Source organism: Paenibacillus sp. FSL M7-1414 (assembly GCF_038003195.1).
Classification (GTDB): Bacteria; Bacillota; Bacilli; order Paenibacillales; family Paenibacillaceae; genus Paenibacillus; species Paenibacillus amylolyticus.
Genome location: NZ_JBBOOS010000001.1, coordinates 2,066,595 through 2,078,823 on the forward strand (window position 1 = coordinate 2,066,595; position 12,229 = coordinate 2,078,823).

Genomic DNA, 12,229 nt, shown 5'->3' on the forward strand with positions numbered 1-12,229 from the left:
TCATGCCTCATCGGACACGTCCGTTGATGATATACGTTCTGAGGTCGCGTAATACGTTAGCCCGATTGAACGCATCGAGAATCACGAGACTGACAGGGCCAATAATCAAGCCCAGAACACCGAACAACTTCAAACCCACAAACATGCCAACCAGCGTGGCGAGTGGGTCGAGCCCTACACTGCTTGCAAGTACCTTCGGTTCAATAATCTGACGGGCGATCAATAAGATCAAATAGATAATACTAATCCCAATGCCCAGATACAGATCCCCATTCATAAAGAGGTACGCTGCCCAAGGCACCATGATAAGGCCAACACCCAGATAAGGAAGCAGATCGACCAAACCAATCATCAGAGCGATGGTGAAGGCTGAATTGACTTGCAATATAAGCAGTCCAATCATGACGAATAGTGCTGTAATCGAGATCATGATCAATTGTGCTCTTGCGTATCCGAACAGTGCCTTCTTAAGGTCGGTCCAGATGTCGGATATCGGCTTGCGAATGGAAGAGGGTACCCATCCCGATACGGTGATGTTGTGTCTGGTCCAGCTTTTGCTAATGAAGAATGTAGACAACAGAACAACGATTAATACCGCGCCCATGTTCGGCAGGGAAGTCAGCAGACTCAGAATCATGTTGAAAAATCCGGTGACCAGATCTGTGACGGCTGTACCCACCGTTTCAGTTGTTTTACTAATATTGCTGTTGATGGTTTCCTGGTAGTTGGGATTTTCCTTGTAAAATTCATTGATCTGCGCAGTCAAACTTTGAATGGTGTCATTCTGGGTCCAGCGCACAAACGTGTCCTTGATCTCATCAACATGAAGATCAAAGCTTGTCGTAAGTGAAATGACTTCTTTTACCATGCGGGTAATCGCCGCAGACAGCACTACCGCAATGGCTCCAAAATAAAGGATCAATGAAAGAGTCACAGCCAGCCAGCGCGGGAATCGTGCTCGATGCTGAAGCAGTTTCACTAATGGATTCATGGCATAGGCGATAATCCAGGCAATCGCAAAAGGGTACAAAAGCGGGAACAGCAAGTATATGGCAACGGCGATCAGAACGGCCGCAATGATAACCCATAAGCCACGGAGCAGGCGTTTCATTATTATTCTATCCAAGCATCAACTCTCCTTATTTCAATTAAGCCGACTTATGTATGATCCATGAAGCAGTATTAGAAATAGATGGCTATCTTAATTAATATAGAGCATTTACAAGGTTTTGAAACGCCGGGATGTTACCAGATCTTGTTCAAAAGCGGATTTTTGAACAAGATCTACGGGGATTCTTTCTTTTGCCTAGAGTATGCCTTAGTATTACAGAATATAGCAATAGAAAGTTCTCATACGACAGGATTGGTTAAAAAACATTAAATGTCAACCTTGTTTTTGTAAAGGCTTTCAAAAATGCTTTATCAGACCGATAAAGAAGTTTGATGTGCGAATGAACTCTCATCATGTTCACATAAACGACAAAATCCAGTATGATGTTATAAGTAAATACCGATTGACAGATAGGAAAACCGTAGTTTGAAATATTTGTTAATTTTAAAATGAAAATGTTTACAAAAAGAGAATAGGTGCATTTTGGCACTTATATGACACTCTGGAATGGTTCCTGATTTCGCTTATTAAAGGAGAGATGTAATATGACAGCTACCAAAGGTCTGGAAGGCATCGTTGCGACAACCTCTTCGATCAGTTCTATTGTAGACGGTGTGCTCACATACCGTGGTTACGATATCGACGATTTGGCTGAACATGCCAGCTTTGAAGAAGTTGCCTATTTGTTGTGGTTTGGTAAATTGCCAACAACGGATGAACTGAAATCCCTTCGTAAAAGCCTGAGCGATTACGCGCCGATTCCGAGCGAGTTGATTGCACAAATCCAATTGTATCCGAAAAACGTCAGTACCATGGCAGCACTTCGTTCCGCTGTCTCTGCACTTGCACTGTACGACGAGCAAGCGGATGAGATGACAACGGAAGCGAATGAGAACAAAGCGGTTAAGTTGCAAGCACAGTTGCCAACGATTGTGGCAGCCATCGCCCGTATCCGTCAGGGCAAAGAACCTGTGGCACCAAAAGAAGGCGCTTCCATCGCAGAGAACTTTTTATATATGATGACTGGTGAAGAACCATCCGAGACCGCAGTGAAAGCATTGGATCAAGCCCTTGTCCTGCATGCGGATCACGAGTTAAACGCTTCGACATTTGCAGCCCGTGTAACGGTTGCTACGCTGTCGGATATCTATTCCGGTGTAACTTCCGCCATTGGCGCACTGAAGGGACCACTGCATGGCGGTGCTAATGAAGCCGTTATGAAAATGTTGAATGAGATCGGTACGCCTGATCGTCTTGAAGCGGCAATTCAGGAAAAACTGAATAATCGTGAAAAGATCATGGGCTTTGGACATCGGGTGTACAAAAACGGTGATCCACGCGCCAAACATCTACAGAAGATGTCCAAGGAACTTGGCGAGATGAACAATGATACGCGTTTGTATGATATGTCTGTGAAGATCGAGGAACTGGTAACAGGACAAAAAGGACTGAAGCCTAACGTAGACTTCTATTCTGCTTCTGTATATACCCAACTGGAGATCGAACAGGAATTGTTCACTCCGATCTTTGCCATCAGCCGGGTGTCTGGATGGACTGCGCATATTTTGGAACAGCTTGCGGACAATCGCATCATTCGTCCACGTGCGGAGTACACTGGTCCTACAGAACAGAAATACGTTTCTATTGAACTTCGCTAATAGCCGCAAAAACAGTATAATAATATGGACGAGGTGAAGGGTTGGAAAGCAGAGGCTTTACTGGCTTAAGCTCTCAGGACCCTTCTCTCAACAAGACTAGTGGTATGATGAATACTGCATATACGAAACCTAGGAGGAATTTTAACTATGAAATTAGAAAAATTTGCTCACCCAACTGAAGGCGAAAAAATCCAAATTGATAACGGTACACTTCAAGTACCTAGTAATCCAATCATTCCATTTATCGAAGGTGACGGTACAGGCCGTGATATCTGGAAAGCTTCCAAACGTGTATTGGATGCAGCTGTTGAAAAAGCTTATGATGGCAACAAAAAAATCGCATGGTATGAAGTGTTTGCTGGACAAAAAGCATTCGATACATACGGTGAGTGGTTGCCGAATGATACACTGGAAGCCATTCGTGAGTATATCGTAGCGATCAAAGGACCATTGACTACGCCAATCGGTGGCGGTATCCGTTCCCTGAACGTAGCCCTGCGTCAAGAGCTTGACCTGTACACATGCTTGCGTCCTGTTCGTTATTTCGACGGTGTACCTTCTCCGGTTAAACGTCCTGAGTTGGTAGACATGGTTATTTTCCGTGAGAATACGGAAGATATCTATGCAGGAATCGAGTATGCTGAAGGTTCTGAAGAAGTGAAAAAAGTGATCCAGTTCCTTCAACAGGAAATGGGTGCTAACAAAATCCGTTTCCCTGAGACTTCCGGTATTGGTATCAAACCAGTTTCTTCCGAAGGTTCGAAACGTCTGGTACGTGCAGCAGTGCAGTATGCAATTGACCATAACCGTAAGACGGTTACACTGGTACACAAAGGTAATATCATGAAATTCACAGAAGGTGCCTTCAAAAACTGGGGATATGAAGTGGCTGAAGAAGAGTTCGCTGACAAAGTATTCACATGGGCACAATACGACATCATCAAAGAAAACGAAGGTACAGATGCAGCGAATGCAGCACAAAAAGCTGCTGAAGATGCTGGTAAAATCATCGTAAAAGATGCGATTGCCGATATCGCTCTGCAACAAGTATTGACTCGTCCAGGCGAATTTGATGTTATCGCAACATTGAACCTGAACGGTGACTATCTGTCCGATGCACTTGCAGCGCAAGTTGGCGGAATTGGTATCGCTCCTGGAGCGAACATCAACTACGTAACAGGACATGCTATCTTCGAAGCAACTCACGGTACTGCACCTAAATACGCGGACAAAGATGTCGTGAACCCTGGTTCCGTTATTCTGTCCGGAGTAATGTTGCTTGAGCACTTGGGATGGCAAGAAGCAGCTAACCTGATCTACAAAGGTATGGAAACATCCATTAACAATAAAACAGTAACGTATGACTTTGCACGTCTGATGGACGGCGCTACTGAAGTGAAATGTTCTGAATTCGCGGATCAAATCATTAAAAACCTGTAAGGGGAGATGTGAATCTTGACTATTCAGCGCAAAAAAATCACAGTAGTCGGCGCCGGTTTTACCGGTGCTACGACCGCATTAATGCTTGCCCAAAAAGAACTCGGGGATGTTGTGCTGGTTGATATTCCTCAACTGGAGAACCCGACGAAGGGGAAAGCACTCGATATGATGGAAGCAAGTCCTGTTCAAGGATTTGACAGTCATATCGTCGGTACTTCCAACTACGAAGATACTGCAGGTTCTGAGATTGTAATCATCACCGCTGGCATCGCCCGTAAACCGGGTATGAGCCGCGACGATCTGGTCAATACGAATGCGGGTATCGTGAAGTCCGTTTGTGAAAATGTGAAAAAATATTGCCCTGATTCCATCGTCATTATTCTAAGCAACCCGGTGGATGCGATGACTTATGCAGCTTATCAGACCCTTGGTTTTCCTAAAAACCGTGTTATCGGTCAGTCAGGTGTTCTGGATACAGCACGTTATTGTACCTTCATTGCGCAAGAGTTGAATGTATCTGTTGAAGATGTTCGTGGATTCGTTCTTGGCGGCCACGGAGACGACATGGTGCCACTCGTTCGTTATTCGAGTGTAGGTGGTATTCCGATCGATACGTTGATTCCGGCAGACCGCATTGAGTCCATTGTTCAACGCACACGTGTTGGCGGAGGCGAGATTGTGAATTTGCTGGGTAACGGCAGTGCCTATTATGCACCAGCAGCTTCGCTTGTTCAGATGACCGAAGCCATTTTGAAGGACAAGAAACGTATCATTCCAGTGATCGCTTATCTTGAAGGTGAATATGGCTATAATGATCTGTTCCTCGGTGTACCAACCATTTTGGGTGGTAATGGCATTGAGAAAATATTCGAACTTGACCTGACAGCGGAAGAAAAAGCAGGATTGGACAAATCTGCTGATTCGGTTCGCAACGTCATTTCGGTAGTAAACCTGTAAGTTTGAAAACTTTTTGAACAGAAGCTAAAAGAAAACCTCCGGTAAACCCGGAGGTTTTCTTTTCTTTGGATAAGTTCCCCAGTATAATGGGATGTGATGTATAGCACACCGAAAATGTTGAGGAGGATGAAAATTTTGACAATGATTATGTATTTGCTCCATATTGTTGGAGCACTGGCGATGGGATTCTATTTGATTCTGCCATTTGTGGTCGGTAAAATCCGTACCTTGAATGCTGCAGCACAAGAGGGAGCCTTTGCATCACTTCGTTCTTTGAACAAAGTCGCGCAGTATGGACTTGTAATCCAACTTCTTACTGGTGGTTACCTGATGACCAAAGGTGAGTATTCTCATGTTTGGATGGCTGTCGTTGTTGTTCTGCTCTTGGCTATTGCGGCTATTGGAGGAATTATGGGTAAACCGCTACGACTCGCTGCAGAAGGTGTGAAAAACAAACGTGATGTGGGTCCTGAGCAAAGCAAGATCCGTATGTTCAGTACACTTCTGGCTGTATTCTTGCTAATCATGGTGTACCTGATGGTGAATAATCAGGTGATCTAAATGCGTTGCGGACGGTTAATCCACCTTATGAAGATGTATTGTTAGTCGTTGGTTAAGCGTTTGCAGACGTACTTAGGACAAGCCGGATGAGATGTAAGATGGTGTTTCGTTGGAACAAACAAAAAATAGACAGCCTCATTGGCTGTCTATTTTTTGTTATTACCAAGATGAAATCAGCAGTACTCGGTTTATTTTGAACTGGAACTAGAGGGATCACTACCATACATATCATCATACATATTTATCTGACAAGGTCTACATTGGTTAGGTTGTACTCACAGTATACGCCCGCACTGCATTTCGACCATTACGCTTGGATTCGTACAAGGCAGTATCAGCATCGCGTAACAAGGACTCCAGCGAATCTGACCCTCCATTGTACTGGGCAATACCAAAGCTTGAGGTCAGCGTAATAAGCACTCCCTTAACATCCAGGGGGTCATTCAACAAGGCAACTCTCAGTTGTTCGGCAAGTTTCTCGGCTTCTTGAAGCGAGGTATTCGGAAGAGCGATGACAAACTCTTCGCCTCCATAACGGGCAAACAACATCTCAGGGCTTAAATATCGATTACAAACAGAGACCACATGAATGATGGCCTGATCGCCAACATCATGCCCGTATGTATCGTTGATGCGTTTAAAGTAATCAATATCAAATAAAATAAATGAAACAGGTTGCGGGTTAAGCTGAGCTTCACTCAAAATCTCCCGTCCTCTATGCAAAAATTGAGTGCGATTATAGATTTTGGTCAGACCATCAAAATAAGCCAACTGTTTCAGCTGTTCTTGCAAGAAGCGTTGTTCCGTTATATCAATTAACATAATTAGACTGCCCACAGTCTGTGCATCCTTGTTATATACGTAAGATGTCCTGACCTGATAACAGACGGTCTCTCCATTTAACTGCCAGTACAGATCAGTTTGCAATCCTTCTCTTCCGTATTCAACGGGAAATGTCTTTCCAGCAAGATTAAGCCAGATATCATCCAAGGGTTGGCCAATCATGGTTGTATTAAGCTCTGGCAACATGTCACGCAGAGATCTGTTGTAATCGACCAGTCGATTGAAACTATCCAGTACAATTACACCTTCACGCATGCTCTCGAAAATACTGTCTTTGGCGATGGGTACGATGGTCAGTAGACGTGAGGATAGAATGGCCCAGATATACATGGCAGATGTGATACACATGAGCACGGGGACGGGGTCCATCCCGCCGGGGGTCAAACCAAGCAAATACAGAAAAGCTGCGACCATAGGAATAATCTGTGAAGTAATGAGAGTAAGTAATTGACGACGATACATCTTCTTGGTGTGTCTCCATTGTCCAATCAGAATAAGGCAGGCACATAACAGACAGGAGAAGGTGAATGCACCATGTACAACATACCATTGACCCACTGCGATATCCATCAGAGGAACGGGACTATCTTCTCTTAGCCATACTTTTTTATAAAATAGATGATGAAAGTCATTGGTTGCAACCATACCTAGGGTAATGGAAGGGATTACAAACAGCGCGGCAGTTACCTTTTTGGATAACGTTTTTCCTGTGTACTTTATCATCAACATGAGGCCAAGAGATGCGGAGAAGGGCATGCCTATATACTCCACGGTGGTCCAAAACATCATCTGTTCCAGCGTGTTGCTGGCTAGCTCAATCGCATAACCAAAAGTATATATGGAGAGTGCTGCTGTGTAGAGAATGAATATTTTGGAACTGGGAATCTCGGATCTTCTGAAATAGGTATATAAACACAAAAAGACATTCAGCACAGCTGAAGTAGCGACGAGTGTTATATATGAATTAATATGCGATTCCATTGTCAGGTCTCCATGTTAGGTTAGAATGATTAAACCAATAAAGATGAGAGTTAAAGCACATCAGTATACTGTACATTGTACATCAGCCCAAGCAGCATAGGAATACACTTTGTATCATGAAACAGTCTAATTTCGAATAAATTTCGAATTTTTGGCCAAACAGGCATTGAAGCAAATTGGTTGTTTGATATCTAAAGAGAGTGGTAAATAACGATTAGAGACAGCACGCTGAGGCTTAAGTTGCTGTTCATCGCAGAAGAATAATCTGAACTGTTCATGCCATCCTACAGAATGAGACTTTTTCAGAGAACGAAAGACAAGGAAGTATACAGTTAGGGTCCATGTCTTCTGTAATCCAAACATGTTCACATTTTGAGAGGAGAATGTTAGATGTCAACCAACACACAACAAAATCAAAAAACAATGCCAGCACAGCATCAGGATCAACGCCCCGGTATTGAATCGGAGATGCATCCCAGACCGGAATTTGAGAAGCCTGAATACAAGGCAGCAGGTAAACTGACGGGTAAGGTGGCCCTTATTACAGGGGGTGACAGCGGAATTGGACGTGCTGTTGCTGTTACCTATGCCAAGGAAGGCGCGGATGTCGCCATTGTATACCTGAGCGAGCACGAAGATGCCAAGGAAACGAAGCGTCAGGTCGAACAAGAAGGACGCAAGTGCATCTTGATTGCAGGTGACATTGGTGATGATGCCTTTGCGAAGAAGTCGGTTCAGCAGACAGTAGATGAACTGGGCAAACTGGACATTGTCGTGAATAACGCAGCAGAACAGCATCCACAGCAGAATCTGGAGGATATTACGCCAGAACAGTTGGAGCGTACATTCCGTACCAATATTTTTGGCATGTTCTATGTGACGCAAGCAGCCCTGCCACATCTGAAGAAGGGCAGTACGATTATTAATACAACCTCTATCACAGCTTATCGCGGAAGCCCAACCCTGCTTGACTATTCATCTACCAAAGGAGCAATCACTTCGTTCACTCGTTCGCTATCGATGAATGTGATTGAGAAGGGAATTCGTGTTAATGCCGTTGCACCAGGGCCGATCTGGACACCACTCATTCCATCCACATTTGATGAGAAAAAAGTAAGTGAGTTCGGCGCAACGCAGCCAATGAAGCGGCCAGGGCAACCGGATGAACTGGCTCCCGCTTACGTATACCTTGCTTCGGATGACTCTTCGTATGTAAGCGGACAGGTGATGCATGTGAATGGTGGCGAAGTGGTGAACGGATAATACGTTAAGAACGTTTAGATTCAGGATAGGATTGATTATATAGAGAGGCGTACCGCTTTCAGCATGGCTGAGCGGTGCGTCTTTTTTATATCAGGTGAATATGTATGTCAAAGATGCGGATAGCACCTGTTTACAAAAGTCGGCATCTCTGTTGATACAACTATGATATTTTATTATTAGCCTTGTCTCACTGCAGTTGATAGCGTATTGCAAAGTACTGACTGAAAAGATTGGGAGTCCCCTAATCTGTGATATGATAGATCGAGCAATTATACTCGGAGGGACAAGTCATATGAAAATGAGTAAACAGAATGCAGCACATTATATATGGGGTGCACAGTGCGACGGTTGGCATCTCGTTCAAAATGAAACACTGAGCATTATTCATGAACGAATGCCCGCAGGAACGGCTGAAATACGACATTATCATTCGGTAAGCCGTCAGTTTTTTTTCATCCTCAGCGGTGAAGCATGTATGGAACTTAATGGAGAGACGTTTGTGCTGGAAACCCATGAAGGAATAGAGATTGCACCCGGAATGCCGCATCAGATGATGAATCGGAGCGACGAAGAAGTGGAGTTTCTTGTAATTTCCAATCCGGGTACCCGTGGGGACCGAATTGAACTGGATTCAATGTAGAGCAATTCATTAGATATTAATCTGATCATAAAGGAAGAGATAGATGAGACCGTTCCGAATTCGCCTTGCCATCATTATGATGGTGCTGATCGGCGTATCCGTCATTGTGGCTGGATATACGATGGGCAGAGTGTTTAAGACTACGCATATAGCCGCATTGGAGCAAACCATGGTGCGCGAAATTAATCTGCTCAAAGCAACTTTTCCATTCCATGATGCAAGTGATCCTACCTCGGAAGCCACACGAAAGTATTATTCAGATCGGGCGCTGGAACTGGATCGTCTGACGGATTCCCGGGTAACCTTCATCAATAAAGACGGCATGGTCATTGGGGATTCCGAGAGTGATCCGGCCTCCATGGATAATCACTTGAACCGTGAGGAGATTAAGGGTGCCGTCGGAGATGGATACGGGCAATCCATACGTTACAGTGAGACATTGGGACAAGACATGCTGTATGTAGCACTACCTGTGAATTCGGATCAAAGTGACATGATTGAAATACCTAGTGGCAAATTTGATGGTTACATTCGTCTATCCATGAGTCTACAGGCTGTGGATCAAGGGCTTCAGCGTGGTTGGATGATAATGTTTGCTGCACTTGGGCTATTGTTCTTAATTGTCGCGTTTGTCAGTTATCGGGTTGCACGTGGATTAACCTCCCCGATTGAGCATATTACAAAAGTGGCCCATCGGATCACCAAGCTGGAATACGATGCCAGAGTTGATGTAACGCGTAGAGATGAGATCGGACAGCTGGGGCTTGCCATAAACGGAATGGCAGACAGCTTGCAGTCCCAACTGAAGACGATCCGTGACAATGAAGCGTTGTTACAGAGTGTCCTCGCGAACATGACCGGAGGTATTGTCATGATCGACGCAGGGCAATCCATTGCACTGGTCAATCGGGAAGCGGAGCGTATGCTTGGTATTCAGGCAGGAAAGGTTACGGGTAAACCTTATACTGAATTGAAAAGACACTACGAATTAACTCGCACCATTGAAGAGAGTGTTGCACTGAAAGAACGGATGCATGAAGAAGTGAGTGTGTTCAACCCGGAGGAAAAACTGATCCGTATTGATGGAGTACCGATGTCCGAAGATGATGGTGGGTATCGAGGCATGTTGTTCCTGTTGCAGGACGTGACGGCGATTCGCCGATTGGAGTCCATGCGCAGTGAGTTTGTTGCAAATGTCTCTCATGAGCTCAAGACACCAGTCGCTGCGGTCAAAGGGTTTGCCGAAACGTTGCTCAGCGGCGGGGTACAGGATAAGGAGACAGAGCGATCATTCCTGAAAATCATCTATGATGAAGGAGATCGACTTAACCGATTAATCGGGGATATTCTGGAGTTATCCAAAATTGAATCGAAACGCGCACCGTTGCAATGCTCACCTGTGCATGTACACTCTTTCTTCGAAATGGTGCTGGGCACCTTGTCCAAGGTGGCGGAGAAAAAGCAAATTCGTCTGGAAATGCATGTTCCGGAGGAACTGTACATTGAAGCGGATGAGGACAAGATGAAGCAGATTTTCATCAATCTGTTATCGAACGGCATCAACTATACCCCCGATGGTGGACGAGTGAAGTTACAGGTGACGATGGATAACGATGATGAAGTTGTCTTTGCGGTGTCAGATACAGGAATTGGCATACCGAAAAAAGATTTGCCGCGAATCTTCGAACGGTTCTATCGTGTTGATAAAGGCAGATCCCGTAATTCAGGAGGCACAGGCCTTGGGCTTTCCATCGTTAAACATCTGGTGGAATTGCATCATGGCAAATTGTCTGTAGAGAGTGAACTGGGCATGGGGACAACGTTCCGTGTGATCCTTCCATTCATTCAGGAAGAAGAGATGTAGGCGTCTAGTATCAAAATGTAAAAAGTGTGTATTGTTTTACACCGCGTTAACAAATTAGTGCTATGATAGAAAAAGTGTTGTGGCAACAGACAACCTATGAAGAGAGAAGGGGTATCATGGCACAGCGTTTACTAGTTATTGAAGATGAACCTACATTATCAAGATTACTCACGTATAACCTGACACAGGAAGGTTATGACGTTACGGCAGAGGATCACGGATCTGCAGGATATGATCGGGCCTTGTCCCAGGAATTTGATCTCATTTTGCTGGATTTGATGCTTCCGGGCATGAATGGTCTGGACATTCTGAGCAAGTTAAGAATACAGGGTGTTAGTACACCGGTTATCATTCTGACGGCCAAGAACGGTGAAGCCGAGGTTGTACAGGGACTGAAATCAGGTGCCGATGATTATATTACCAAACCGTTTGGTGTATCTGAGTTATTAGCCCGAGTGGATGCGGTATTAAGACGTTATTCCAATGGTGAAGATTTACCACAGCTTGAGGACAAAGATGGCTCACGAATTATTCTGGGAGAGCTGGAGATTTATCCTCTGAAATATGAAGTGACACTGGGTGGACAATCCATCAGTCTGCGTCCGAAAGAGTTCGAAGTACTTCTATATTTGGCCAAAAAGCCGGGTGTGGTACTGACAAGGGATGATCTGATGAACGCTGTGTGGGGCTTCGATTATATCGGAGGTCAACGAACCGTGGACGTTCACGTCAGTTCATTACGTAAAAAGCTGGAGCTGGACCCGGAATCGGTTCACATTGATTCGATTCGTGGTGTAGGTTATAAATTGGTTGTCAAAAGAAAAACTCCCCATCATTCAAGTTAGCAATGATCGGGGAGTTTTATTTTACGTTCATTTAACATAAAGGAAGATTTTTCTTTACGTAGAGGG

Annotated in this window: 10 protein-coding genes; 8 read left to right on the forward strand and 2 right to left on the reverse strand. The window is 44.6% G+C overall.

The annotated features are described in order from the left end of the window. Positions 1–7: 7 nt before the first annotated feature. The gene (ytvI, locus tag MHH92_RS09460; protein ID WP_036609832.1) at positions 8–1,126 is read right to left on the reverse strand and encodes a sporulation integral membrane protein YtvI; all 1,119 of its coding nucleotides are present in this window, start codon (positions 1,124–1,126) and stop codon (positions 8–10) included. A gap of 530 nt (positions 1,127–1,656) precedes the next feature. Between ytvI and citZ the strand changes: the two genes are divergently transcribed. The 4 genes from citZ (at position 1,657) to MHH92_RS09480 (ending at position 5,727) form a co-directional block, all read left to right on the forward strand. Beyond that, positions 1,657–2,769 (forward strand): citrate synthase, encoded by a 1,113-nt coding sequence (citZ, locus tag MHH92_RS09465; RefSeq protein ID WP_017689488.1) that lies wholly within the window; start codon positions 1,657–1,659, stop codon positions 2,767–2,769. A gap of 147 nt (positions 2,770–2,916) precedes the next feature. Then, positions 2,917–4,209 (forward strand): NADP-dependent isocitrate dehydrogenase, encoded by a 1,293-nt coding sequence (gene icd, locus MHH92_RS09470; protein ID WP_036609828.1) that lies wholly within the window; start codon positions 2,917–2,919, stop codon positions 4,207–4,209. Positions 4,210–4,224: 15 nt separating this feature from the next. Next, positions 4,225–5,166 (forward strand): malate dehydrogenase, encoded by a 942-nt coding sequence (mdh, locus tag MHH92_RS09475; protein WP_036609827.1) that lies wholly within the window; start codon positions 4,225–4,227, stop codon positions 5,164–5,166. 135 nt (positions 5,167–5,301) lie between these two features. Then, the gene (locus MHH92_RS09480) at positions 5,302–5,727 is read left to right on the forward strand and encodes a hypothetical protein (RefSeq protein ID WP_017689485.1); all 426 of its coding nucleotides are present in this window, start codon (positions 5,302–5,304) and stop codon (positions 5,725–5,727) included. 264 nt (positions 5,728–5,991) lie between these two features. Here the strand turns inward: MHH92_RS09480 and MHH92_RS09485 are convergent, their stop codons facing one another. After that, positions 5,992–7,551, reverse strand: coding sequence for a histidine kinase N-terminal 7TM domain-containing diguanylate cyclase (locus tag MHH92_RS09485; RefSeq protein ID WP_340903406.1), 1,560 nt, complete (start codon positions 7,549–7,551; stop codon positions 5,992–5,994). A gap of 390 nt (positions 7,552–7,941) precedes the next feature. Between MHH92_RS09485 and MHH92_RS09490 the strand changes: the two genes are divergently transcribed. The 4 genes from MHH92_RS09490 (at position 7,942) to MHH92_RS09505 (ending at position 12,163) form a co-directional block, all read left to right on the forward strand. Further along, the gene (locus MHH92_RS09490) at positions 7,942–8,814 is read left to right on the forward strand and encodes an SDR family oxidoreductase (RefSeq protein ID WP_047842322.1); all 873 of its coding nucleotides are present in this window, start codon (positions 7,942–7,944) and stop codon (positions 8,812–8,814) included. A 292-nt stretch (positions 8,815–9,106) separates the two neighbouring features. Beyond that, a complete protein-coding gene (locus MHH92_RS09495) occupies positions 9,107–9,454 on the forward strand; it encodes a cupin domain-containing protein (RefSeq protein ID WP_036669973.1) in 348 nt (115 codons plus the stop codon). Positions 9,455–9,497: 43 nt separating this feature from the next. Continuing rightward, positions 9,498–11,318 (forward strand): two-component system histidine kinase PnpS, encoded by a 1,821-nt coding sequence (gene pnpS, locus MHH92_RS09500; protein ID WP_036609824.1) that lies wholly within the window; start codon positions 9,498–9,500, stop codon positions 11,316–11,318. Positions 11,319–11,434: 116 nt separating this feature from the next. Continuing rightward, on the forward strand, positions 11,435–12,163 hold the full coding sequence (locus tag MHH92_RS09505) for a response regulator transcription factor (RefSeq protein ID WP_036609823.1): 729 nt from the start codon (positions 11,435–11,437) through the stop codon (positions 12,161–12,163). Positions 12,164–12,229 lie beyond the last annotated feature (66 nt).